Raw genomic sequence first — 22111 nt, forward strand, 5'->3', positions numbered from 1 at the left:
TGAAGCCTGCCCTGAGCTGATCAGAGGGGCGAGCAGCTGGCCGGAGCCGCCGCGCCCTCCTGCCAGTTGGCGGTCACCCCCGCATCGGCGAGCAGTTGGCGGTCGGCCTCCACGTCCGGGTTGCCGGTGGTGAGCAGAACATCGCCGTAGAAGATCGAATCGGCCCCCGCCTGGAGGCAGAGGATCTGCGCTTCCCGGCTCATCGATTCACGGCCGGCGCTCAACCGCACCCGGGCATGGGGCATCAGGATCCTTGCCGTCGCCACCATCCGCACCAGCTCCAGCGGTTCGAAGGGAGTCTGCTCTTCCAAGGGGGTGCCTTCCACCGCCACCAGACCGTTGACCGGAACGCTTTCGGGATGGGGGTTCATGCTGGCCAGCACCTGCAGCATGGAGGCGCGGTCCCGCATGGTCTCACCCATACCGATGATGCCGCCGCAGCAGAGGGTGACGCCGGCCTTGCGCACCCGTTGCAGGGTTTCCAGTCGCTCCTGATAGGTGCGGGTGGAGATGATCCGGTCGTAGTGCTCGGGGCTGGTGTCGAGGTTGTGGTTGTAGGCCGTTAGGCCGGCTTCGGCCAAACGTTTCGCCTGCTGGTCGGTGAGCATCCCCGCGGTCACGCAGGCTTCCATCCCCATGCCGCGAACCCCTCGCACCATCTCGAGCATCGCCTCAAAGGGAGCGCCATCGCGGATCTCCCGCCAGGCCCAGCCCATGCAGAAACGATCAGCTCCGGCTTCCTTGGCGGCCCGGGCCCGCTGAAGCACCGGCTCCACCTGCATCTGGGCTTCAAAGGCCGTCACGTCGCTGCTGTTGTGGATCGACTGAGAGCAGTAGGCACAGTCTTCTTCGCAGCCCCCCGTTTTCACGCTCAGCAGCGAGGCCAGCTGCACCCGGTAGCCCGGGTTGGCTTCCCGATGCACGGTTTGGGCCTGCCAGAGCAGCTCCATCAAGGGAAGTTCCAGCAGGGTCTGGATCTCCTCGGTGGTCCAGTCGTGGCGGATGCTGAGGGTCATGGGCGGATCGGATCAAGACCGCCGAAGCGGCGGTGGCGACATTGGAAATCGAGCAGGGCGGCTTTCAAGGCATCGGCATTGAAGTCGGGCCAGAGCACATCGGTGACGTGAATTTCGGCATAGGCCAGCTGCCAGAGCAGGAAATTGCTGATGCGGTGTTCCCCGCTGGTGCGGATCAACAGATCGGGATCCTGTTCGCCAGCTGTGAACAGTTCGGCGGCGATGCTGTTCTCGTCGATGCTGTCGGGGTCCAGCTCTCCCGCAGCAGCGCGTTGGGCCAGCCGTTGAGCGGCCTGCACCAGCTCCCGTCGTCCGCCGTAGTTGGTGCACACGTTGAAGTGAATGCCGTTGTTGCCCGCCGTGCGGGCCGTGGCATCGGCAATCAGCTCCTGCAGTTTCTGGGGCAGGGCTTTCAGATCGCCGAGAAAGCGGATCCGCACCTGTTCGGCCTCCAGGGCCTGCAGTTCGGCCTGCAACACCCGTTCGAACAGGGTCATCAGGAAATTCACCTCCTCCCCCGGGCGCGACCAATTCTCCGTGGAGAAGGCATAGGCCGTGAGGGCTTGGATGCCCCAGTCGCTGCACAGCCGCAGGGTGGACTTCAGCGCTTCAACGCCGGCACGATGCCCCATCACGCGCGGCAAACCCCGGGATTTCGCCCAGCGACCGTTGCCATCCATGATCAGAGCCACGTGTTGCGGGAGCCGACCTGGGTCGAGGTCCGCAGGCAGAAGCGAACGATCGGCCGTGTCAGTGCTGGTGGCCGGAGGGCGGCTCAAGACAGCGATTCGGACGGAGCGCTACCCACCGTACGTCGTGCCGGCGGCATCGATTCGGCCGTACTGAACAGCTCCTTGAGCAGTTCCTGAAGGCGTGAACTGGTGATCGGTCGTTCCAGCTTGCCCTGGTTCGCCAGCGACAGCGTTCCGGTTTCTTCCGACACAACGATGCAGATGCAGCGATCGAAGCGTTCGGTAATCCCTAGGGCCGCCAGATGGCGGGTGCCGAAACGGCTCACGCTGTCCCTCGACAGGGGAAGAATCACCCCCGCCGATTCGATTCGATTGCCCCTTACCAGCACGGCACCGTCGTGGAGGGGGGTGTCGGCGGCGAACAGGTTGAGCATCAGCTCGCGACTCAGCACCGCACCAATGGGGATGCCGGGATTGAGAAAGTCCTCAGGCCTCAGGTCGCTGCCCAGGTCCACCACGATCAAGGCTCCACGCCGCAACTGCGACAGCCGGCCTGCTGCCTCGGTGATCTGGCTGACGGTGCCTGCCGAAGCGCTGAACTCTTTCTGGGGATTGCCCAGCAACACGGCCAGACGGCCAGTGCCCAGTAGTTCCATCAGACGGCGCAGCTCCCCTTGCCAAAGGATGGCCAGGGAGAGCGAACAGGCCATGACGAGCGCGTCCACCAGCTTTGTGGTGAGGGGCAGGTTGGCGAAACGCTGGACGAACCAGGCCATCGCCACCAAAAACAACCAACCCCGGAGCAGCCAGAGGGTGCGCTGCTCGTTGACGCGGGAAAAAAGCAGAAAGCCGATGGAAGAGGCAAAGAGAACGTCGAGCACAAGGCGCGGATCCACCACCGCCAACACGTTCACTCCGCTCTTCTCAGCACTGCTGTCAACGTAACGCGTTGAATCGTTCTGGCAAAACGTCGTAGCGCAGCAGGTCATCCGGCTGCTCCCGCTTCTGCACCAGTTCAGCTGCCCCGTCGTGCACCAGAACGGCAGCGGGCCTCGGGATCCGGTTGTAGTTCGAACTCATCGAGGCGTTGTAGGCACCGGTGGCAAACACGGTGACGATGTCACCGCTCTCGGTGGTGGGCAGGGGCAGGTCCTTCAGCAGCACATCGCCGGATTCGCAGTGCTTGCCCACCAGGTTCACGCTTTCGTCTGGCTTGGCCAGGGGGCGATCGGCCAGGCAGCAGGTATAGAGCGACTGGTAGGTGATCGGGCGAGGGTTGTCGCTCATGCCACCGTCGATGGCCACGTAGGTGCGCACGTTCGGGATCGTTTTGCGCGAGCCCACCGAGTACAGGGTCACGCCTGCGGTCGCCACCAGGGAACGGCCCGGTTCGCACATCAACCGCGGCAGCTCGAGGCCCCGTTCCTGGCAAGCGGTGGTGACGGCTTCGGCTACCACCTGGATCCACTGCTCAATGCTTGGGGGGTCGTCCGACTCCACGTAGCGGATGCCCAGGCCGCCGCCCACGTTGAGGTCGCTCACGGGATGGCCCAGGTCACGGGCCAGTTTCAGCTTGTCGGCCATCACCGCCGCCAGATCCCGGTGGGGCTCGAGTTCAAAAATCTGGGATCCGATGTGGGCGTGCAGCCCGGTGAGTTGGGCCCAGGGCTGTCCCACCAGGCTGCGCAGCACGGGTTCCACCTGGTCGGGATCGAAGCCGAACTTGCTGTCCAGGTGACCGGTGCGGATGTATTCGTGCGTGTGGCACTCGATGCCTGGGGTGAAGCGCAGCATCAGGCGAGCCGGTTCGGCTCCAGCGGGCACCAGTTCGGCGAGGCGATCGAGATCGTGCTGGTTGTCCACAACGATCGTCACCTTGTTGGCGTACGCGAGCAGCAGCTCCTCGTCGGATTTGTTGTTGCCGTGCAGCACCATCCGCTCTCCGGGCATCCCACCGCGCAGTGCGGTCAGCAGTTCACCGGCTGACACCGCATCCAGACCCAGCCCCTCGGAGGCCGCCAGGCTGCTCATCACCAGAGAGCTGTTGGCCTTGGAGGCGTAGATCGGCAGGGATGGTCCGGCGTAATGCTTTTCCAGGGCCTGGCGGTAGGCCCGGCACGTGGCCCGAACGGTGGCTTCATCCAGCACATACAACGGTGTGCCGTAACGTTCGGCCAGATCGCTGAGACGACACCCGCCCACAACAAGACGGTCGGTGTCGTCGAGTTCTGTGGTGATCGGGGTCAGGTTGCGATTGGGGCTCTCCGCATCCCGGTTGGCCTCGAAGGGCCGTTGACTGGTGATGGTTTGGGTCACGGAGTGGCGGCGTCGAAGGGCAATCTAGGAATCGACCCTGCAGGGGGCGAACCGACTGCGCAGATCCTGCGCCTTGACCCGTCCTGGCAGCAAGCCTGTCTGGCACTGGATCAACGGGCGCTCAACGGCCTCTGGACCGCAGAACAATGGCGGCGTGAGCTGGACGACCCCCGGCGCCTCTGCATCGGTCTTGTGCAGCCCGAAGCCCTATTGGGGGTGGCCTGCGGCTGGATGGTGGCCGATGAACTGCACATCACGGCGGTGGCTGTGGATCCCGACAGGCGTCGCAGCGGCCATGGAGGTGTGCTTTTGAAAGCACTGTTGCAACGGGCACGACAGCACGGTGCCGTGCACGCCACCCTCGAGGTGGCTAGCGACAACGTTGCCGCTCTGGCGCTTTACGCCAAAGCCGGTTTCCGTACCGCAGGCACCCGTTCCGGGTACTACTCCGATGGTCGCGACGCCCTCATTCAGTGGTGTCGCATCCCGTCAGCGCCGTCGCCCACGTCGGCGGCTTGAAGTTGTTCGGTTTCCCGTCCCTGGGAGACAAAAAAAGCGGTGAATCTTGTGGGATTCATTATTATTTTTTGTGCGCTTCAGGCCAGTCTCAGACTGGAAAGTGACCGAACAAACCGAACACTCGCAGCAGTCCCTCAACCCTGATAGCTTGGTTACATCACTGCATTGGCCCAGCGATGTTTGAACGCTTCACCGAGAAGGCCATCAAGGTGATCATGCTGGCCCAAGAAGAGGCCCGCAGACTTGGTCACAATTTCGTTGGTACTGAGCAAATCCTCCTCGGCCTGATTGGCGAGGGAACGGGGGTTGCCGCCAAGGTGCTCAAGTCCATGGGGGTGAACCTCAAGGATGCCCGGGTTGAAGTTGAGAAAATCATCGGCCGTGGATCCGGCTTTGTCGCTGTTGAGATCCCCTTCACACCCCGCGCCAAGCGCGTACTGGAGTTGTCTCTGGAAGAGGCCCGTCAGCTCGGTCACAACTACATCGGCACAGAGCACCTGCTGCTCGGTCTGATCCGTGAGGGCGAAGGTGTTGCTGCCCGTGTGCTGGAGAACCTTGGCGTCGACCTGGCCAAGGTGCGCACCCAGGTGATTCGCATGCTGGGTGAAACCGCTGAAGTCTCCGCCGGTGGCGGTGGCGGCGGTGCCAAGGGATCCACCAAAACTCCCACCCTCGACGAGTTCGGCAACAACCTCACTCAGCTCGCTACCGAAGCGAAGCTCGACCCGGTGGTGGGCCGTCACAACGAGATCGACCGCGTCATCCAGATCCTGGGCCGCCGCACCAAGAACAACCCTGTGCTGATCGGCGAGCCCGGTGTCGGTAAGACCGCTATCGCTGAGGGCCTGGCCCAGCGCATTCAGCAGGGCGACATCCCCGACATCCTCGAAGACAAACGCGTCCTGACCCTTGATATCGGTCTGTTGGTGGCTGGCACCAAGTACCGAGGTGAGTTCGAGGAGCGCCTCAAGAAGATCATGGAGGAGATCAAAGCGGCCGGGAACGTCATCCTCGTGATCGACGAGGTGCACACCCTGATCGGTGCCGGCGCTGCTGAAGGAGCGATCGACGCCGCCAACATCCTCAAGCCGGCCCTTGCCCGCGGTGAGCTCCAGTGCATCGGTGCCACCACCCTGGATGAGTACCGCAAGCACATCGAACGGGACGCCGCCCTTGAGCGCCGTTTCCAACCGGTGAATGTGGGTGAGCCGTCCATCGACGACACCATCGAAATCCTGCGCGGCCTGCGCGAGCGTTACGAGCAGCACCATCGCCTCAAGATCACCGACGACGCCCTTGTGGCGGCCGCAACCCTCGGAGATCGCTACATCTCGGATCGCTTCCTGCCCGATAAGGCCATCGATTTGATCGATGAAGCCGGATCCCGGGTGCGTCTGCTCAACTCGAAGCTGCCCCCTGCGGCCAAGGAGGTGGACAAGGAACTGCGTTCCGTCCAGAAGGACAAGGAGGATGCCGTCCGCGATCAGGACTTCACCAAGGCCGGTGAACTGCGCGAGAAGGAAGTTGAACTGCGGGAGCAGATCCGTTCTCTGCTGCAGGCCAACAAGGATGAGGCCAAGGCTGACACCACTGCTGATTCCGGTGAAACGGCGTCCACCGAGGCGGCTACTTCAGACAGCTCACCGATGGTGAACGAGGAGGACATCGCTCAGATCGTTGCCTCCTGGACTGGTGTTCCGGTGCAGAAACTCACCGAGAGCGAGTCGGTCAAGCTGCTCAACATGGAGGAAACCCTCCACAAGCGACTGATTGGCCAGGACGAAGCCGTCAAGGCGGTGTCCAAGGCCATCCGCCGTGCCCGGGTCGGCTTGAAGAACCCCAACCGCCCGATCGCCAGCTTCATCTTCTCTGGCCCCACCGGTGTGGGTAAAACCGAGCTCACCAAAGCTCTGGCCACCTACTTCTTCGGCAGCGAAGAGGCGATGATCCGCCTCGACATGTCGGAATTCATGGAGCGCCACACGGTCAGCAAGCTGATTGGTTCGCCTCCGGGCTATGTGGGCTTCAACGAGGGCGGTCAGCTCACCGAAGCGGTGCGTCGCCGGCCTTACACCGTGGTGCTCTTCGATGAAATCGAGAAGGCGCACCCCGACGTGTTCAACCTGCTGCTGCAGCTTCTGGAAGACGGTCGTCTGACCGATTCCAAGGGCCGCACGGTCGACTTCAAGAACACCCTGATCATCATGACCTCGAACATCGGTTCGAAGGTGATCGAGAAGGGTGGCGGCGGCCTCGGCTTCGAATTCTCTGGTGAAAGCGCTGAGGAGTCTCAGTACACCCGGATCCGTTCCCTGGTGAATGAGGAGCTCAAGCAGTACTTCCGCCCTGAATTCCTCAACCGTCTCGATGAGATCATCGTTTTCCGTCAGCTCAACCGCGACGAGGTCAAGGAGATCGCCGAGATCATGCTTAAGGAGGTCTTTGGCCGCATGGGCGAGAAGGGCATCACCCTGACTGTGTCCGATGCTTTCAAGGAGCGCCTGGTGGAGGAGGGCTACAACCCTGCCTATGGCGCACGTCCTTTGCGTCGGGCCGTCATGCGTCTTCTCGAGGATTCCCTCGCCGAAGAGGTGCTGTCAGGTCGGATCAAGGACGGCGATCATGCCGAAGTTGATGTCGACGAGGACAAGAAGGTGGTGGTCCGCCACAAAGGTCAGGTGGACACCGCACCGCAACTCGCCGGTGCCAGCGTCTGATGGTTCGATCCATCTCGTCCCATTCCATCGCCCCCGCGAGCGTTTTGCGGGGGGATGGAGCCTGGGATGAGGCCTTGCCTCAGATCAAATCCCTTGGCTCTCGTCCGCTGGTGCTCGGTCGCAGTGCTTCCACTGCGGATCAGCGTCAGCGGTTGGTCTTGGATCTCCAGGCCCAGGGGCTCAATCCCCTTCAGGCTCAGCTTCAGTTCGATTGCTGTGAGCTGGATCTCGAGAGGGTGGCTGCGGAAGCCAAGGGCTGTGACGCCGTTCTGGCCGTTGGGGGCGGAAAAGTGCTGGATGCCGGCAAGTTGCTGGCCCACCGCCTCTCCCTTCCCTGCATCACCGTTCCGCTGAGTGCCTCCACCTGTGCCGGTTGGACGGCTCTCTCCAACATTTATTCCCCTCAGGGTGCTTTCGAAGGGGATGTTGCCCTGGCTCGTTGCCCGGATCTTCTTGTCTTCGACCATGGCCTGGTGCGTCAGGCGCCACCGCGCACCTTGGCCAGTGGTGTCGCTGATGCCCTGGCCAAGTGGTACGAAGCCTCAGTGAGCAGCGGCGACAGCAGCGATGGTCTGGTGCAGCAGGCTGTGCAGATGGCGCGGGTGCTGCGGGATCAACTGCTGATCGACAGCCCAGCGGCGCTGCAGGACCCAGACAGTGCCGCCTGGGTGCGCACCGCTGAAGCCTGTGCTCTAACTGCTGGCGTGATGGGGGGACTGGGCGGTGCCCGTTGCCGCACTGTTGCGGCCCATGCCGTTCACAACGGCCTCACCCAGCTGGAGGCCTGTCACCACGTTCTGCATGGCGAGAAGGTGGGCTTCGGAATTCTTGTTCAGCTTCGCCTGGAGGAACGTCTGGGCGGCAACCGGCTTGCAGGCCAGGCACACCGCCAGCTGTTGCCGTTGCTGCGGCAGCTTGGTTTGCCCGTCAGCCTTGATGATCTGGGTCTGGCGCAGGCCAGCCTCAGTGAGTTGCAGGAGGTGTGTCGCTTCGCCTGCCGCGAGGGTTCCGATCTGCATCATTTGCCCTTCGCTGTGACGCATGGTGCTTTGCTGGAGGCCCTTGTGGGTGCTGCGGAACTCAGCCCCAGCAGCCTTTGAAGACGCTCCTGGATCAATTGCGGCCGGTTCTGCTTGACCCGCAGGCCGAGTCCCTCGCTGCTCAGGTGCAGTGGTGGAATTTGCCTGGCCTGGGTGTTGATGATCCCTTTCCGGTGGCGGTGCTTGGCCAAGGCTCTCCGTTGTTGCTGCTGCATGGTTTCGACAGCAGTTTTCTCGAATACCGGCGCCTGGCTCCCCTCCTGGCGGATCGGTTTCAGCTGTTCATCCCCGATCTGTTCGGTTTTGGTTTCTCGCCCCGTCCCCTGGGCCTCAACTACGGACCGGAACCTGTTTTGCGGCATCTCGATGCCCTGCTGAAGCGGCTTCCCACCGAGGCTCCAGTGGGTCTGATCGGGGCCTCAATGGGAGGGTCCGTGGCTGTGGAATTGGCCCGGCGTCATCCCGAGCATGTGGCGTCGCTCCTGCTGCTGGCTCCAGCCGGTCTCACGGGGCGTCCGATGCCTGTGCCGCCCCTGCTGGATCGTGTCGGTGCCTGGTTCCTGGGTCGTCCCGGCGTGCGTCGGGGGCTGTGTCGCCAGGCTTTCGCCGATCCCGATGCGGACGTGGGAGCTCCGGAAGAGCAAATCGCCTCGTTGCATCTGCAATGTCCCGGCTGGGCGGAGGCCTTGGCGGCCTTCGCCCGCAGCGGTGGTTTCGCTGGCTCTGGCGATCCCCTGCCCTCCCAGTCACTGCACGTGATCTGGGGTGATAACGATCGGATTCTGCATGCTCCGCAGAAACAGGCACTTCAGGCCTTGCTCGATCAGCCCGTGGAGACCTTTCCCTCCTGCGGCCACCTCCCCCATATCGATCAACCCCGCAAGGTGGCTGAGCGTTGTCATGCCCTGTTGACCCATGGCTGATCCCGTTCTCAATGTGCTGGCAGGGGCCCTGCGCCTCTGGATTCGCAGCCAGTGCGACAGCCTCGGCAGCCTCGAACTGGCCCTGAACGGTTCCAGCTGGTCATTGCTGCGGGGGCGTCTGGATGGTGTGACCCTCACGGCGAGGGATGCCTGTTTCCAGGGGCTGCCCTTGCAGCATGTTCAGTTGCGCAGCGGTTCGATTGAGGTGGACATGAAGCTGCTCAGTCCCGGTCAGATGCTGGCCCTGAAGCAGCCGTTCCAGGTGGCGGGCGAGGTGAGCTTCAACGGCCGTCAGCTCAACAGCGCGTTGCTGGCCGAACCCTGGCGCTGGCTCGGGGACTGGATGGCTGAACAGCTGATGGGGCTCAGCCCGTTGGGGGCGCTGCGCATTGACGTGGATCTGCTCGAGTTGCAGGTGCCCGTCGCGGCCCATCAAGACCCTGTTCGCCGTCGCTTCCGCCTCAATGCGGAACAGGGAACGTTGTGCTTCCGGCCGGAGGCCGCCGATGAACCGCGCACCTTGCTGCCGATGGACCCCGCGATTCGAATCGAGCAGGTGCAGCTGGCGGGTGGCCAGCTGGCCCTCAAAGGCCAGGCCAGCGTCAACCCATAGCGCTGCTTATGGGGCCAACAGTGGTTGGCACAAAGCGATCGCGTAAAAGACCACCGCTGGGGTGAACAGATAGCTGTCGATCCGGTCCAGGATCCCGCCATGGCCGGGCAGCACGTCACCGGAGTCCTTCACGCCTGCATCGCGTTTCATCATCGATTCCGTCAGGTCTCCCACCAGGGCGAACAGAGCGATCAGCGCCCCCAGCAGCAGGCCCGGCAGGCCATGCAGCGCCCAGCCCATCAGCTGGCCGCAGATCAGGCCGATCAGCATGGCCGAGATGAATCCCCCGATCGCCCCCTCGATGGTTTTCCCTGGGGAGATCGGTGAGAGGGGCCGTCGCCCGTAACGCCGTCCCACGGCCCAGGAGCCGATGTCGGCGGCCACGATCATCAGGCAGGCCGACAGGGTGATCTCCAGACCGTTGTCCAAACCGCGCAGACTCAGCCAGTGGCTGGGCAAAAAACCCAGGTAGAACAGCCCGAAGATCGATGCTGCAATGTCGGCGATGGACCCCGTCACCGGTTGCAGCAGCAACCAACCGCAGATGGCGGCTCCAGAGAGGGGCAGAACAGCGTGGGCCACATCAGCCGGCAGCCCGCCCTGGATCGCCCACTGGGTGGTGAACAGCAGCAGTTGGCAGGCCACCAGGGTGGTTTTGGTGGCGGGGCGAATTCCCTTGAATTGCGCCATCCGGAAGAACTCCAGCAGGCCAAGGTGCACCATTCCCCCCAGAGCGGCGGTGAACCACCACCCCCCCAGGCTCACCACCAGCAGGCCAAAGCCGCCTACACCGAGGCCACTGATCAAGCGCTTGCGCAGGGCTGCTCGGGCCGCTGGTGCTTGGCTCTGATCGAGGACAACCTCACGGATCACGCTGATTGGAGGCGTCCTGGTTTCACACTATCAATCGCTGTTGGCCGTGATCTCGAGGCTTGAGGCCACCTTTGCTGTCCCAGCTCAGCCCCCACTCACCACAGTCAGTGCGTCTGGGATCTGGTCACCCCAGAACAGCTGCTGGCGTTCAAGCCAGTGCTGCCGCTGGCGATCGAGGCGTTCGCCGGGAATCAGCAGGGGGATGCCCGGTGGGTAAGGGCACAGCAATTCAGCCGCGATGCACCCCTCCGCATCCTTCAACGCCACCTGTTGATGCTCCGCCGTCCAGGCCTGGGTTGGTGACTGGGCTGGGGAGGTGACCAGCGCAAGCGGTGGGGCTTCGAAGGCCGGCAAGGGAGTGCGATCGGGGAAGCTCTGCAGCAGGTTCTGCCAGTGGTGTCTCATTTGCCGCTCCAGCCCTCTATGGCGTACCAGCCCCAGGCAGAGGGTGAGGCTGGCTGGCTCCGGCAATTCGCCAACCAAACCGCGGGGCAGGAACCAATCGTCGGCATCCAGGCCGGTGATGCCCGCCTGCCCCGTGTGCAGGATCAGGCGCAGAGGATCCTGGTTGCTCAGCAGAGGCACGCCGCTATGGCGCAGGCCATCGGCGAGCGCTTCCGCCTCCTGCAGACGCCGCAGCAATTGCTGGCGTCCCTTGCGCCGCTGCCAGTGTTGAAGGGCTTCTTCGCAGGAGGCCAGCAGCAGCGCACTGGGGCTGGTGGTTTGCAGCAGGCCCAGGCTGCGTTCCACGCGCACGGGGTCCAGACGCTCTCCCTGCAGCCAGAGCACCGCTGTTTGCGCCAGTGCTGCAGCCGACTTCTGCAGGGAATGCACCACCAGATCAGCGCCGCAGTGCAGAGCGCTTGGGGGGAGGGGATAGTCCACCCCAGCGGCGAAATGACAGCCGTGGGCTTCATCCACCAGCACGCAACAGCCCTGTTGCTGCAGCCGCTGAATCACCGCCGTCGGGTCATTGGCATAGCCCTGGTAGGTGGGATGCACCAGAACCGCTGCACGGATCGGTGCTCCATCGCGGGGTAGGGCCTCAAGCACCCCTTCGATCCAGGCCGAATCCGCCGGAGCTGGCTGGCCCCGGTCGCTTTGAAAGGGGAGATCGAACAGCACCGGCCGCAGGTCCCCAAGAACGCAGGCCTGAATCAGGCTGCGATGCACGTTGCGGGGCAGCAGCACCCGTTCTCCGGGCCGGACCATGGCCAGCAGTGCGGCCTGCAGCAACCCCGTGGCCCCGTTCACCCCGTACCAGCAGCGCGCTACCCCCATCTGTGCCGCGGCGGAGCGTTGGCTGTCTGCGATGGCGCCGTCCGCTTCCAGCGGACCGCCAAGGGCTGGCAGTTCCGGCAGGTCCCAGACGCCGGCGCGGCGTCGCAGCAATTGACGCAGTCCATCCGGAAGGGCAGCCCCCCGTCCGTGGGCCGGCAGAAACAGGGGCTGACTGATGTGACGGGTGAGCTGGGGCAGAAGCGCCATCAAATCCGCCTTATCTCCTTAAAGTCTCCCTCTGTACTCAGCGCGATGCGATGCGTTACGACCCCGGGCGGGATCTCGGCTGGCTGCTGCTGCGTCCCTGGGTCGCCATTCCGCGCCTTGTTCAGGTGCTGTGGTCCCTGGCGGGGCTGGTGCTGGTGCTGGTGCTGCGTGGAGGCAGCAATGACCCCGCCGTTCAGCAGGGGCTGGCGCGTCGAATTCTCAACACCCTGACGGGTCTGGGGCCCTGCTTCATCAAGCTGGGACAGGCCCTCTCCACCCGACCGGATCTGGTGCGTCGGGATTGGCTGGAGGAACTGACACGCCTGCAGGACGATCTGCCGGCCTTTCCCCATGCCACCGCTCTGGCTTGCATCCGCGAGGAACTCGGTGCGCCGGCAGAGGAATTGTTTGAGGAGTTTCCCGACACGCCGATCGCCGCCGCCAGCCTGGGCCAGGTGTACAAGGCCCGTCTGCAGGGCCAGCACTGGGTTGCGGTGAAGGTGCAGAGGCCCAATCTCACCTTCATCCTGCGGCGGGATCTGGTGTTGATCCGGGCTTTGGGGGTGATGACGGCGCCGCTTCTGCCGCTCAACCTCGGTTTCGGGCTGGGCGGAATCATTGATGAGTTCGGCCGCAGCCTTTTCGAGGAGATCGATTACGGCCTGGAAGCGGCCAATGCCGAGCGGTTTTCGGCGCTTTTCGCAGATAACGATGCGGTCTACATCCCGAAGGTGGAGCGGATGCTCAGCTCCACCCGGGTGCTGACCACCACCTGGATCGATGGCGCCAAGATGCGCGATAGCGAAGAGCTGCGTTCCCAGCGTCTTGACCCAACGGCGTTGATCCGCACCGGCGTGATCTGCGGCCTGCAGCAACTGCTGGAGTTCGGCTACTTCCATGCCGACCCCCACCCCGGCAACCTCTTCGCCCTGCCGGGTCGCACCGGCGATCTCGGCCATGTGGGGTACGTCGACTTCGGGATGATGGACTCCATCAGCGACAGCGACCGGCTCACCCTCACCGGTGCTGTGGTTCACCTGATCAACCGTGACTTCTCCGGGTTGGCCAAGGACTTCCAATCCCTCGGGTTTCTCAGCCCCACGGCCGATCTCACGCCGATCATTCCTGCCCTTGAAGAGGTGCTCGGCGGCAGCCTCGGCGACTCGGTTGGATCGTTCAACTTCAAGGCGATCACCGATCGTTTCTCGGAGCTGATGTTCGATTACCCCTTCCGGGTTCCAGCGCGCTTCGCCTTGATCATCCGGGCCGTCGTCAGCCAGGAAGGCCTTGCCTTGCGGCTGGATCCGAACTTCCGAATCATTGCTGTGGCCTATCCGTACGTGGCCCGTCGACTGTTGGCGGGTGACACCAGCGAGATGCGCGAGAAGCTGCTGGAGGTGATCTTTGATGAATCAGGCCGCCTGCGCCTGGATCGGCTGGAAAACTTGCTGGATGTGGTGGGTCAGGACGCTCCCGCTCCTGGGAAGGAATTGATCCCTGTGGCTGGGGCAGGTCTGCGGCTGCTGCTCAGCCGAGATGGTGCCGACCTGCGCAAACGTCTGCTGATGACGCTGATCCGTGACGATCGTCTTCACACCGACGACGTGCGTGCCCTGGTCGGCCTGCTGGGTCGCACCTTCGGCCCAGGGCGTCTGGCCGGCGGCCTGTTGCAGCGTCTCAACCCGTTGGCGGCAGCGTGATCCTGAGATCACGATTCCAGCGAGATTGTGGAACTCACCGCTAAGGTCTCAGCTCTTTGAGATCGGCGTCGATGCCTGAGGAGATCAGCGCCCAGGAGCTTGAGCAGCTGCTCCAGATGATGACCCTGCCCCAGCCCCCCTACCTGCTGGCAGGCATCGGTTTGTTGATGGGTGTGCTCTGCGGCCTCACCTTTGGCCGTCAGGTGCAGAACAAACTGGATGGCTGGAAGCAGGACCGACTCCCTCTGATGCCCCTGGGGACTGCCGAGATCAACCTCAGCTATGCCGGCACCCTCATCGGGGTCACCCTGTTCATCGGCTGCTGCCTTCAGATCTTCGGGTTTGCCTCTGGCGCTGCCCTGTTGGTGGCCCTGCTGCTCTCGCTGCTGACCGGTGGTGCCTTGTTTTCTCAGCTGGAGCGCCTGATGCAGCAGGTGGAAGCGGGCAAGTTCAAAGCGGTTGATTTCGACAACTTCGACGAATTCTTCTGAGCGATGTTTCGCTGGGCCTGCTCCTCTGGGATCTGGGCCCTTAAGCGAAGCCGCTGTTCTGCTCCGTCGAGATGCGTCCCCGGCCAGAATGGACGCTCTCCCGCCTCATGGACGTGACAACCCTGTCTGCGGCTGTCTCCACCCGTCGTCTCCTCGTGGTGGAAGACGACGACAGCATCCGGGAAACAGTCGGAGAGGCCCTGCGCGCGGAGGGCTTCGAGGTGAAAACCTGCGCCGATGGCGCCTCAGCCCTCAATCTGATCACCGTCGAAACTTCAGATCCGGTGGATCTGATCGTGCTCGATCTGATGCTCCCCGGCTTGGGGGGGCTTGACCTTTGCCGCGAGCTCCGTCGCATCAACAACACCACCCCGATCCTGGTGATCAGCGCCCGAGACAGTGAGACCGATCGGGTGCTGGGGCTTGAGGTGGGCGCCGACGATTACCTGGTCAAACCCTTCGGGCTGCGTGAGCTGGTGGCCCGCTGCAGGGCCTTACTGCGGCGGTCAAGTCAATCGGAGACGTCGCCCTCCCAACCGCATTCCTTCACTCACGCCAACCTGTGCCTGTATCCCAGTGAATGCAGGGTCACCCGGGATGGAACGGATCTGACCCTCTCTCCCAAGGAATACAAGATCCTCGAGCTGTTCATCCAGAACCCCAAGCGCGTCTGGAGCCGCGATCAGCTGCTGGAGAAAATTTGGGGTGTCGACTTCATCGGTGACACCAAAACCGTGGATGTTCACATCCGCTGGCTGCGGGAAAAGGTTGAGCAGGAGCCCTCATCGCCTCAGTTGATCCGTACGGTTCGCGGCTTCGGGTATCGCTTCGGCTGAGGCCGCTGTGGTGATCTCCGCCGCACTCGGTTTTGCAGCTGGCATCGGGATCACGCTTCTGCTGCAGCGTCGCCGCCGTGTTCTGGCCTCCAGGCGAACGCCGAAGGATCGCTCCATCGTCTTGAACGCTCCCCAGCTGCTGGCCTGGATTGATGCGGCCACCCAGGGCTGGATGATCCTGGCCCCGGATCACTCCATCGCCTACATCAACGACCGGGCCGAACGCCTTCTTCACATCCCCTTCAATCGCCTGGTTCGTGGCATGAAGCTCCGGGATGTCCTCGACATTCCTGCCTTGGAGGAGTTGATCTTCAGCAGCGGATATCAGCTTCGTTCCCAGCGTTGTGAATGGGATCAACAGGGGACTCCGCTCGAGGCCGTTGTTCTGCCGGGAAGTGACGAATGCTGGCTGGTGCTGATCCAGAGCCGTCAGTCCCTCGAAGCCCAGCAACAGCAGCAGGAACGTTGGGTGAGTGATGTGGCCCATGAGCTCAAGACCCCCCTCACCGCCCTGATGCTGGTGAGCGATCGGCTGGAACTGGCCGTTAAGGAGGACGACGCGGCTCTGGTGCAGCGGCTGCAGAAGGAACTCCGGCGTCTTCAGCTACTGGTGGAGGACCTGCTGGAGCTGTCGCGGTTGGAGAACAGCCTGCCTCAGGACGACAGCGGGCATGTGCCCCTCACCCTGGAGGAGCTGGTGGACAGCGCCTGGGGATCGATTGGCCCGATTGCGGAGGAAAGGCGGGTGACGCTGCAGCTGGACCGAAGCGAATCCGGGCCCCTGCATGGTGACCAGCGCCGTTTGCACCGTGCGGTGCTCAATCTGCTCGACAATGCTCTGCGCTACACCCCTGATGGGAGCAGCATTGACGTGTCGGTGCGCCAGAGCGGCGGCTGGTGGTTGCTCAGCATTCGTGACCATGGCACTGGCTTGAGTGAGACCGATCTCACGCGCATGTTTCAACGCTTCTACCGGGGGGATCCCTCCCGCTCCCGCTCCAACCGCAGCGGCAGCGGCCTTGGCCTGGCCATCGTGCAGCAGATCGCCATCAACCATGGCGGCCGCATCGAAGCCCGCAATCATCCCGCCGGTGGAGCCTGCATGGATCTGCTCCTGCCCCGGGAGCCCCTGGGATGACGCGCCAGCGCCTGCAGAAACTGATCGCTGCTGCCGGCCTCTGCTCCAGGCGCCGGGCTGAGGAATGGCTGCAGGCCGGCCGCGTGACGGTGGATGGTCAGGTCGCCCGCGTTGGCGACCAGGCCGATCCGCAGCAGCAGACGATTCATGTGGATGGTCAGCCGTTGCCGTCCCGTGGTGTGGCGCGGGTGCTGCTGATGAACAAGCCGGTGGGCGTGATCTGCAGCTGCGATGACCCGCAGGGTCGCCGCACGGTGCTTGACCTGCTGCCTCCGAAGCATCGGGCTGGTCTTCACCCCGTTGGCCGCCTGGACGCCGACAGCCATGGTGCCCTTCTGCTCACCGATCTGGGCGAACTCACCTTGAAACTCACCCACCCGCGTTACAGCCACGCCAAGACCTACCGGGTGTGGGTGCAGGGTGTGCCGCTGGAGCCAGTCCTCGATCGCTGGCGTCGGGGTGTGCCCCTGGATGGGCGCTTGACCCGCCCCGCTCGGGTGCGCCGGTTGCGGACTTGGGGTGACCGCTCGCTTCTGGAGATTGAGCTGCGGGAGGGGCGCAACCGACAGATCCGTCGGATGGCGGAAGCTCTTGGCCATCCGGTTCTTGACCTGCAGCGCACGGCGATTGCCGGGTTGCCGCTCGGTGATCTGGCCGAGGGGTGCTGGATCTGGTTGAGCGAGGGAGAATGGAAGCCCCTGCTCGAGCGGGCTGGTTCGATGGATCCGCCCAACAGCCCATGCGACTGAAGCGTCCAGGACTCTGGTGGCGACGTCCCCGCAAGGGTTCCAGCCCTGATGCCGGCACGGTGGAGGCCCAGGAGCAACAGCGCCAGGATCTGGGGCTGATGCTGCGGCGTCGTCGTGAGGAACTGGGCCTCTCGCTTCGAGATCTCGCCAACGAGACCCGCATCACCACCCCCGTGATCGAAGCTCTGGAGCGGGGCTGGCGAGATCGCCTGCCCGAGCGGGCCTATCTCGCCTCGATGCTTCCGCAGATCGAGCGTCGTCTGGCCCTGCCCGGTGGCTGCCTCAACCCCCTGCTCCCCCCGCCGGTGTTGCTCCGCCGCGGACCCGCCAAAGCGGGTCTGGGCCGCTTCACCCTGGGCAACATCGATGTGTTCACCACCTGGCAGGGAACGGTCGTTTATGCGGCGGTGATCGCCTTCAGCCTGCTGGCCATCAACCGCCAACAACAGGATCTGGCCATGCGCAACAGCCTCAGCCTTGAGCCCGTGCGCGCCGATGTTGAGGCGATCAGCCGTGGTCCGAACCTGGCGGGTTCAGACGAAGGCATCGCGGCCCTGCGTCCCTTGGAACAGGTCCAGCAACGCACGCCTCAGCAGTGGTTTGAGCTGGTGCGGGACGCCCTGCCGCAGTCCCAGGGGGTGCTTGAGGTTGTGGTGGCTGAGCCGAGAGCGCTCAAGCTCTCCAGCGGTGGGGGAGACCGGGTTCAATTCATGGCCAGTGCCGGCAGGTTGACCCTGCAGTTGCAGGCCCCGATTGAGGTCCTTCTGGACCCCCCCGCTGGTGCTGAGGATCAGGTGCTCTGGAACGGAGAGCCTCTGACTGTGGATCAAGAACGGCCGGGGGTTTATCGGGTCAACAAACTGCCTGCTCCCGCAAGCGACCGTCCCCAGACGGCTCCCCTGCTTCCATAGCCGCTCAGTGCATTCCCCAGCGCGGCATCAAAGCTTTGAAGCCTCCAGCTCCAGTTGCCTTCGCTGGTGCCGGGGGTGTTGAACCTGGCCCGGTCGTCCAAGTGCATCAGATCCTGCAGTGGGGCGATCACCAGGCCTGCGGTCGTGGCAAAAGCCATGTCGAGCAGATGCCAGGCTGGAGCTGTGATCTCACCATTCACCCGCGCGGCGATGCGGTCCCGGCTGTCGGCATCCAAAGCGTTCCACCAGCCCAGGGTTGTGGGGTTGTCGTGGGTGCCGGTGTAGACGACCCATCGATGCCCATCGGTGTTTTCCGGCAGATAGGGGTTGTCGCGCTCGCCGTCGAACGCGAACTGCAGCACTTTCATGCCAGGCAACCGGAAGGCATCGCGGAGCTCCTCCACATCCGGTGTGATCACGCCGAGATCCTCGGCGATCAAGGGGAGAGCACCACCGGCATCTCTGCGCAGCTTGCGCAGCAGGGCATGGCCCGGGGAGGGCTGCCATTGACCGTTCTCAGCGGTGCTGTCGGCACCGGGGACGGCCCAGAAGGCCGCAAGGGCACGGAAGTGATCAAGGCGCAGCAGATCCACAAACTCTCTCTGGCGCGCGATTCTTCGCCGCCACCATCGGAATCGAGTGATCCGATGCTGGCCCCAGCGGTACACCGGTGAGCCCCACAGCTGTCCGGTCTCTGAGAAGTAATCGGGCGGCACACCGCTCTGGGTGGTGAGCTGGCCGTTCTCCTTGACGGTGAACAGCGAACGGTTGCTCCAGACATCGGCGCTGTCACTGCTCACATAGAAGGGCAGGTCGCCAAACAGCTGGATGCCCAGGTTGGCCGCCTGACGGCGGATCGCCTGCCACTGCCGATCGAGATGCCACTGGGTCAGTTGTTCCTGCAGCAGCGCGTCATGGTGTTGCTCAGCCCAGGCCCGCAGGGCCTTGTTGTCATGCCGTGCCAGGGGGAGCGGCCACTCCCACCAGGGTTTGCGGTTTTGATCGTGCAGGACGCGAAAACGGGCGTGGTCGTCTAGCCAGGAGCGCTGCTGGTCCGTCCAGCGCTTGAAGTCGGCATGTCGCGCTGGATCCTGATCAGGCCAGGCATCAAGCAGGGCATCGCCGAGGGCAGTGGACCGTTGCCTGGCGAGGCTGAAGTCCACACGCTCCGCTCCCTCCAGCGGTGCATCAGCTCCGGGAGCAGCTCTGAGGGCGTCATCGCTGATGAATCCCTCATTGGCCAGGTCCTGGCCGTCCAGGAACCAGGGGTTCAGCGCATTGCAGGAGGGAGAGCTGTAGGGCGAGCCGGTGGGATCCGGCGGGGCCAGCGGCAGCATCTGCCAGACGCCGATGTCATGGTCGGCCAGCAGCTGGAGCCAACGGCGACAAGGCTCTCCAAAGCTGCCGCAGACGGGACTGCCCGGCAGGGCGGTGGGGTGCAACAGCACCCCGGTGCTGCGCGCAGGTCCAGCCTTGGCCTTGTCTACAATGGACTGATCCATGGGGACCTCTTCGTCTCCCAAGGATGGCTGCTTCAGAAAAGTGCGGCATCCCCCAGGTCCTGCCCGGCCATGCCCTCCCGTGCCACACGCTCGAAGAACTGTTCCAGCGTGTCGGTTCCATAGGATGGGGTGGCATCCGCGTCGTAGCGCTGCCCCTGCTCGTCCCAGACGAGCATTGATTCGCTGGCGTAGTAGCGGCCGATGCGTCCAAACTCCGCCGTGTCGTTGATGCCTGGGAACAGCCGAGCCAGGGCGTTCAGCAGGGCGATCGGCCCATCCATAAGGGCAATCGGCACCGACAGCATTCGCTCTGGCTTATTCAGCGCACGGAAGAGCATCTCCCCTTGCTCCCGGGCATTCAGCGCCGGACCCGGTCCCCCGATGGGCAGCACCTGGTTGCGTTTGGACTCGTCATGGATGCAGTCCGCCATGAACCGGGCCAGGTCGGCTTCGCTGATCGGCTTGCAGCTGGCCAGAGTTCCACCTCCGAACATCACGTAGGGGCCGCCCTTGCGGCAGCTTTCCACCTGTCCACCCAGGCTTTTGAAGAAGGCGGTGGGGCGAACGATGGAGTGGGTCATCTCTTCATCCGCCTGCAATACGGCTTCGAAGGCCAGCTTCGCCTTCTGAAATTCCAGCAGTGGTTTCTGCACGCAGATGGCTGAAAGCAGCACGTAATGGGCTGCTCCTGCAGCGCGTCCCTGCTCGTAGGTGTTGAGGGTCGCTGCGTGGTCAATCGCCCAGGAATCCTTGCGGCCGCCGGTGCGGGATGCGAGGCAACTCACCACCACATCCGTGGGTTGATCGAAGGCCTCGGCCGCGATCGAGGCTGGATCGGTGACATCCCCGAAGCGCACCTCAGCTCCGGGGAAATCGGCGATGACTTCGTCTCTGCTCTGGCGACCACCGACCCCGCTGCGCTCGCGGGCGAAGGCGACCACCTGGTAGCCCCGCTCCACCAGCTCCTTCACCACAAAGCGGCCGATGTAGCCCGTGGCACCGAACACCACCACGCGCACCTGTTCGGGTGGTCGGCTGCGGTAGTCGTGGCGGAGGGACATCGATGACGGCTTCACGGGGCCCAGGCTAGGAACTGGAGATCTGGGCGAAACTAAGCGCCATTGCGGTTGGTCCAGCGAAATGAACTGGTTGTCGCCACCCCGAGTTCGCGGTGCGCTGTGTGTCGGTGCTGCCGTGCTGGGGATTGGTGTGACCGGGTGGTTGCTGGCGAGCCTCTGGCCGAAACCCGATCGTGTGGCTGCGGGCGCTCCGCTGAGTGCGGATCAACCTGAAACTCTGGCCCCTTTCCCTGAAGCCCCTGTCACCGTGTTGGTGATTGGTCTGGATGCGGATCGCCTGGGTGCGGCCTCCAATCAGGCTGCGCCCCAGGGGCCCGCCAATGCCGATGCACTGCTGCTGGTACGCATTGCCGCCCAGGAGCCGCTTCAGGTGCTCCAGATTCCCACCGAGCTCGGCGTTCAGCTTCCTGGTGACAAGGATCCGGGAAGCTTGGCTAAGTTGTGGCGTCGGGGTGGCGTCGGTCTTCTCAGCGATGCCATCCGCGACATTGTCGGCCTCCAGGAGGGTGATCCAAAGCGCTATGTGGTGATGCCCCGCGCCGCCCTGCGCCGCCTGGTGGATGGTTTGGGCGAGGTGGAGGTGGTGCTGACCGAGTCCTACAAGCGCCAGGACAAGACGCAGGACTACACCGTTCTGCTCCAGGCCGGACGACAGCGCCTCAACGGAGACCAGGCGGAACAGCTGGTGCGCCATCTGCCTGACCCGAAGGCTGGGTCCCAGCGTCGCCAGCGTCAAAACATCCTTGTGGAGGGTCTGATTGAACAGGTCAAGGACCCCAGTGGCATTGGGATGATTTCTGGGCTGGTGAACCAACTGAACCTCGAGCTGGAGACCAACCTCAGTCGTTCGGAACAGCTGAGCCTGGCTGCGGCGCTTATTGCCAGCCCTGAACCCGCACGGATCAGCCGCCTGCCCCTGGCCGAGCGGGCCGGTGAGCAGACCTTGCGCCAGATCGACGCCGGTGCCAGCCGTCCTCTCTGGCCCAAGCCTTAAGCAGGGCTGCGACGTTGAAGTCTCCGGGCGAGGGCGTCGATGCATTCGGCCTGTTCCGGATGCTGTTCATCAGGAATCCAGCCCAGCCAGCTGAGGCCGTCCCGGCGTCGCGCTGGGCCGTTCCAGGGGCCCTGGAGCTGCACCAGGCCGAGCAGCGGCACCTGCAGTTCCCGGCAGAGGGCGGCATAGGCCGCGGCTGCGCCAGAGATCGAACCGTCCCGGTCTGCATTGGTCAGCAGCAGCACCGGCTGACGCCAGTCGGCCAGGGCCTGCAGCCAGCTGGCATCACCCTCCGGGGTTGGCCTGGCTGCGTCACCGCTGAGCCGCACCAGCCCTGTTGCCGCTGGGTTGGTCTGCAGGACTTCAGCCGGTGATGCACCACTGGCCACGGTGGTGAGAGAGCAGCGGCAAGCCCGGGCCAGGGCTTCGCAGGCCTGGCGCATTTTGAGCTCAGGAACGGGGCCCGCACCCACCAACAGTGGGAAACCTGTGGACATGGGGGCACTGCTCACCT

At 63.9% G+C, this 22111-nt stretch carries 21 protein-coding genes; 12 read left to right on the top strand and 9 right to left on the bottom strand.

Annotated elements, in window-relative coordinates; all coding sequences use genetic code 11:
- Window positions 1-20: 20 nt before the first annotated feature.
- Genes bioB through lysA form a run of 4 tightly spaced genes read right to left on the bottom strand, consistent with a single transcriptional unit; the run spans window position 21 to window position 4024 of the window.
- Entirely contained in the window at window positions 21-1016 is a 996-nt protein-coding gene (bioB, locus tag SynRS9902_RS05850; RefSeq protein ID WP_186510325.1) for a biotin synthase BioB, read from the bottom strand.
- Window positions 1013-1795 (bottom strand): isoprenyl transferase, encoded by a 783-nt coding sequence (locus SynRS9902_RS05855; protein WP_115082547.1) that lies wholly within the window; start codon window positions 1793-1795, stop codon window positions 1013-1015. The genes bioB and SynRS9902_RS05855 overlap by 4 nt, the downstream gene beginning before the upstream one ends.
- Entirely contained in the window at window positions 1792-2622 is an 831-nt protein-coding gene (gene cdaA, locus SynRS9902_RS05860) for a diadenylate cyclase CdaA (protein ID WP_186510546.1), read from the bottom strand. Before cdaA ends, SynRS9902_RS05855 begins: the two co-directional genes overlap by 4 nt.
- Before the next feature lie 22 nt (window positions 2623-2644).
- Window positions 2645-4024 carry a diaminopimelate decarboxylase gene (gene lysA, locus SynRS9902_RS05865; protein WP_186510326.1) on the bottom strand — a complete coding sequence of 460 codons (1380 nt, stop codon included), beginning with the start codon at window positions 4022-4024 and terminating at the stop codon, window positions 2645-2647.
- A 3-nt stretch (window positions 4025-4027) separates the two neighbouring features.
- Between lysA and rimI the strand changes: the two genes are divergently transcribed.
- The 5 genes from rimI to SynRS9902_RS05890 all read left to right on the top strand — a co-directional run bounded on the left by rimI (window position 4028) and on the right by SynRS9902_RS05890 (window position 9836).
- The gene (rimI, locus tag SynRS9902_RS05870) at window positions 4028-4543 is read left to right on the top strand and encodes a ribosomal protein S18-alanine N-acetyltransferase (protein WP_114987812.1); all 516 of its coding nucleotides are present in this window, start codon (window positions 4028-4030) and stop codon (window positions 4541-4543) included.
- A 176-nt stretch (window positions 4544-4719) separates the two neighbouring features.
- The gene (locus tag SynRS9902_RS05875) at window positions 4720-7260 is read left to right on the top strand and encodes an ATP-dependent Clp protease ATP-binding subunit (RefSeq protein WP_186510327.1); all 2541 of its coding nucleotides are present in this window, start codon (window positions 4720-4722) and stop codon (window positions 7258-7260) included.
- Window positions 7260-8360: an iron-containing alcohol dehydrogenase family protein gene (locus tag SynRS9902_RS05880; protein WP_186510328.1), complete on the top strand. Its 1101-nt coding sequence runs from the start codon at window positions 7260-7262 to the stop codon at window positions 8358-8360. The genes SynRS9902_RS05875 and SynRS9902_RS05880 overlap by 1 nt, the downstream gene beginning before the upstream one ends.
- Window positions 8357-9223 (top strand): alpha/beta fold hydrolase, encoded by an 867-nt coding sequence (locus SynRS9902_RS05885; protein ID WP_186510329.1) that lies wholly within the window; start codon window positions 8357-8359, stop codon window positions 9221-9223. The genes SynRS9902_RS05880 and SynRS9902_RS05885 overlap by 4 nt, the downstream gene beginning before the upstream one ends.
- Window positions 9216-9836, top strand: a complete 621-nt coding sequence (locus tag SynRS9902_RS05890) for a DUF2993 domain-containing protein (protein ID WP_186510330.1) — start codon at window positions 9216-9218, stop codon at window positions 9834-9836. Before SynRS9902_RS05885 ends, SynRS9902_RS05890 begins: the two co-directional genes overlap by 8 nt.
- A 6-nt stretch (window positions 9837-9842) precedes the next feature.
- Here the strand turns inward: SynRS9902_RS05890 and SynRS9902_RS05895 are convergent, their stop codons facing one another.
- A complete protein-coding gene (locus SynRS9902_RS05895; RefSeq protein WP_186510331.1) occupies window positions 9843-10709 on the bottom strand; it encodes a phosphatidate cytidylyltransferase in 867 nt (288 codons plus the stop codon).
- A gap of 84 nt (window positions 10710-10793) precedes the next feature.
- The gene (locus tag SynRS9902_RS05900) at window positions 10794-12197 is read right to left on the bottom strand and encodes a lysine decarboxylase (RefSeq protein ID WP_186510332.1); all 1404 of its coding nucleotides are present in this window, start codon (window positions 12195-12197) and stop codon (window positions 10794-10796) included.
- A 50-nt stretch (window positions 12198-12247) separates the two neighbouring features.
- On the opposite strand from SynRS9902_RS05900, the gene SynRS9902_RS05905 reads away from it, so the two are divergent.
- The 6 genes from SynRS9902_RS05905 to SynRS9902_RS05930 all read left to right on the top strand — a co-directional run bounded on the left by SynRS9902_RS05905 (window position 12248) and on the right by SynRS9902_RS05930 (window position 18022).
- Window positions 12248-13897 carry an AarF/ABC1/UbiB kinase family protein gene (locus tag SynRS9902_RS05905; protein WP_186510333.1) on the top strand — a complete coding sequence of 550 codons (1650 nt, stop codon included), beginning with the start codon at window positions 12248-12250 and terminating at the stop codon, window positions 13895-13897.
- Between the two features lie 71 nt (window positions 13898-13968).
- Window positions 13969-14388: a hypothetical protein gene (locus SynRS9902_RS05910; RefSeq protein WP_006850033.1), complete on the top strand. Its 420-nt coding sequence runs from the start codon at window positions 13969-13971 to the stop codon at window positions 14386-14388.
- Between the two features lie 107 nt (window positions 14389-14495).
- Window positions 14496-15224 (top strand): response regulator transcription factor, encoded by a 729-nt coding sequence (locus SynRS9902_RS05915; RefSeq protein WP_186510547.1) that lies wholly within the window; start codon window positions 14496-14498, stop codon window positions 15222-15224.
- A 7-nt stretch (window positions 15225-15231) separates the two neighbouring features.
- Window positions 15232-16362 (top strand): HAMP domain-containing sensor histidine kinase, encoded by a 1131-nt coding sequence (locus tag SynRS9902_RS05920; RefSeq protein WP_186510334.1) that lies wholly within the window; start codon window positions 15232-15234, stop codon window positions 16360-16362.
- On the top strand, window positions 16359-17111 hold the full coding sequence (locus SynRS9902_RS05925; protein WP_186510335.1) for a pseudouridine synthase: 753 nt from the start codon (window positions 16359-16361) through the stop codon (window positions 17109-17111). The genes SynRS9902_RS05920 and SynRS9902_RS05925 overlap by 4 nt, the downstream gene beginning before the upstream one ends.
- The gene (locus tag SynRS9902_RS05930; RefSeq protein WP_186510336.1) at window positions 17102-18022 is read left to right on the top strand and encodes a RodZ family helix-turn-helix domain-containing protein; all 921 of its coding nucleotides are present in this window, start codon (window positions 17102-17104) and stop codon (window positions 18020-18022) included. Before SynRS9902_RS05925 ends, SynRS9902_RS05930 begins: the two co-directional genes overlap by 10 nt.
- Here SynRS9902_RS05930 and malQ read toward each other — a convergent pair.
- Window positions 17956-19524 carry a 4-alpha-glucanotransferase gene (gene malQ / locus SynRS9902_RS05935; protein ID WP_186510337.1) on the bottom strand — a complete coding sequence of 523 codons (1569 nt, stop codon included), beginning with the start codon at window positions 19522-19524 and terminating at the stop codon, window positions 17956-17958. The two genes, SynRS9902_RS05930 and malQ, sit on opposite strands and share 67 nt — an antisense overlap.
- Before the next feature lie 32 nt (window positions 19525-19556).
- On the bottom strand, window positions 19557-20585 hold the full coding sequence (locus SynRS9902_RS05940) for an NAD(P)-dependent oxidoreductase (protein ID WP_186510338.1): 1029 nt from the start codon (window positions 20583-20585) through the stop codon (window positions 19557-19559).
- 79 nt (window positions 20586-20664) lie between these two features.
- On the opposite strand from SynRS9902_RS05940, the gene SynRS9902_RS05945 reads away from it, so the two are divergent.
- Window positions 20665-21597, top strand: a complete 933-nt coding sequence (locus tag SynRS9902_RS05945) for an LCP family protein (RefSeq protein WP_186510339.1) — start codon at window positions 20665-20667, stop codon at window positions 21595-21597.
- On the opposite strand, the gene SynRS9902_RS05950 is transcribed toward SynRS9902_RS05945, so the two are convergent.
- On the bottom strand, window positions 21594-22094 hold the full coding sequence (locus tag SynRS9902_RS05950) for a hypothetical protein (protein ID WP_186510340.1): 501 nt from the start codon (window positions 22092-22094) through the stop codon (window positions 21594-21596). The genes SynRS9902_RS05945 and SynRS9902_RS05950 overlap by 4 nt on opposite strands.
- Window positions 22095-22111: the final 17 nt, after the last annotated feature.

The organism is Synechococcus sp. RS9902 (genome assembly GCF_014279635.1).
Taxonomy (GTDB): domain Bacteria; phylum Cyanobacteriota; class Cyanobacteriia; order PCC-6307; family Cyanobiaceae; genus Parasynechococcus.

Coding starts and splice junctions, on each gene's coding strand:
- bioB (WP_186510325.1), bottom strand. CDS start 1,016: ATGACCCTCAGCATCCGCCACGACTGGACCACCGAGGAGATCCAGACC.
- SynRS9902_RS05875 (WP_186510327.1), top strand. CDS start 4,720: ATGTTTGAACGCTTCACCGAGAAGGCCATCAAGGTGATCATGCTGGCC.
- SynRS9902_RS05880 (WP_186510328.1), top strand. CDS start 7,260: ATGGTTCGATCCATCTCGTCCCATTCCATCGCCCCCGCGAGCGTTTTG.
- SynRS9902_RS05890 (WP_186510330.1), top strand. CDS start 9,216: ATGGCTGATCCCGTTCTCAATGTGCTGGCAGGGGCCCTGCGCCTCTGG.
- SynRS9902_RS05900 (WP_186510332.1), bottom strand. CDS start 12,197: ATGGCGCTTCTGCCCCAGCTCACCCGTCACATCAGTCAGCCCCTGTTT.
- SynRS9902_RS05905 (WP_186510333.1), top strand. CDS start 12,248: ATGCGTTACGACCCCGGGCGGGATCTCGGCTGGCTGCTGCTGCGTCCC.
- SynRS9902_RS05910 (WP_006850033.1), top strand. CDS start 13,969: ATGCCTGAGGAGATCAGCGCCCAGGAGCTTGAGCAGCTGCTCCAGATG.
- SynRS9902_RS05915 (WP_186510547.1), top strand. CDS start 14,496: ATGGACGTGACAACCCTGTCTGCGGCTGTCTCCACCCGTCGTCTCCTC.
- SynRS9902_RS05925 (WP_186510335.1), top strand. CDS start 16,359: ATGACGCGCCAGCGCCTGCAGAAACTGATCGCTGCTGCCGGCCTCTGC.
- SynRS9902_RS05930 (WP_186510336.1), top strand. CDS start 17,102: ATGCGACTGAAGCGTCCAGGACTCTGGTGGCGACGTCCCCGCAAGGGT.
- malQ (WP_186510337.1), bottom strand. CDS start 19,524: ATGGATCAGTCCATTGTAGACAAGGCCAAGGCTGGACCTGCGCGCAGC.
- SynRS9902_RS05940 (WP_186510338.1), bottom strand. CDS start 20,585: ATGTCCCTCCGCCACGACTACCGCAGCCGACCACCCGAACAGGTGCGC.
- SynRS9902_RS05945 (WP_186510339.1), top strand. CDS start 20,665: ATGAACTGGTTGTCGCCACCCCGAGTTCGCGGTGCGCTGTGTGTCGGT.
- SynRS9902_RS05950 (WP_186510340.1), bottom strand. CDS start 22,094: ATGTCCACAGGTTTCCCACTGTTGGTGGGTGCGGGCCCCGTTCCTGAG.